Annotated in this window: 1 protein-coding gene; it reads left to right on the top strand. The window is 71.9% G+C overall.

All coding sequences use genetic code 11. From position 1 onward, the window contains the following. Positions 1–687, top strand: a 687-nt coding sequence (locus ML01_RS26620) for a transposase (RefSeq protein WP_173865222.1), incomplete at its 5' end; no start/stop codon positions are given. Positions 688–848 lie beyond the last annotated feature (161 nt).

The following is an 848-nucleotide window of genomic DNA, read 5'->3' as shown; positions in this document are numbered from 1 at the left end:
GACATGCTCGCCTGGGAGAACAGCGGCTTCTCGCTGGATGCCGCGGTGCGCGTCGGTGCGCACGATCGCGCCGGCCTGGAGCGCCTGCTGCGTTACTGTGCCCGCCCGCCGTTCGCGCTCGAGCGCCTGGAACCGCTCGACGCCGAACGCGTCGTCTACCGGTTACCGAAGCCCCAGCGCGATGGCACCACGGCGCTGTCGCTCACCCCACTGGAGCTGATCGACCATCTCGCGGCGCTGATCCCGCCGCCCAGGCGGCATCGCCATCGCTACCATGGCGTGCTCGCGCCCAACGCGCCCCTGCGGGCGGCGGCCGTCGTCTTGGGGCGTGACCTGACCGACGACCCGAGCGCATCTGCCGAGCTCCCCGCACCCTCGCCCGCCCCGGCGCCGAATGCTCGATCCCCGGCGCGCTATCTCTGGGTGATGCTGCTGGCCCGGCTGTTCGAGTCCCTGCCCCTGGTCTGTCCCTGCTGCGGGGCGGACATGCGCATCATCGCCTTCGTCACCGAGGCCGTCCCAGTGCAGCGCATCCTTGGCCATATCGGCGAGCCCACCGAGCCACCGCCGATCGCCTCCGCCCGCGGACCGCCCGGCTGGGACGAGGCGCCCGAGCCGGCGCCGGACTGGGACCTCCTCCAACAGCCCGAGTCCGACTTCGAGTTTGATCAGCGCATTGCGTGGTAGCCGCCGTCTCTCGCAGGAGACGGTGCGGCTTTCCTCGTCTCCCGGCGGCACGCCGCACCGCAGCTGCGAGCCCCAGCACCCCACAACGCGCGCGCCTGCACCGCCCCCGACACCCGTCAGCCCCGCTGTTCGGTGTTGACCACACATCCCGCCCTCGCTAT

Source organism: Thiohalocapsa sp. ML1 (genome assembly GCF_001469165.1).
Lineage (GTDB): Bacteria > Pseudomonadota > Gammaproteobacteria > Chromatiales > Chromatiaceae > Thiohalocapsa.
This window is presented reverse-complemented; position numbering and strand designations above follow the sequence as displayed.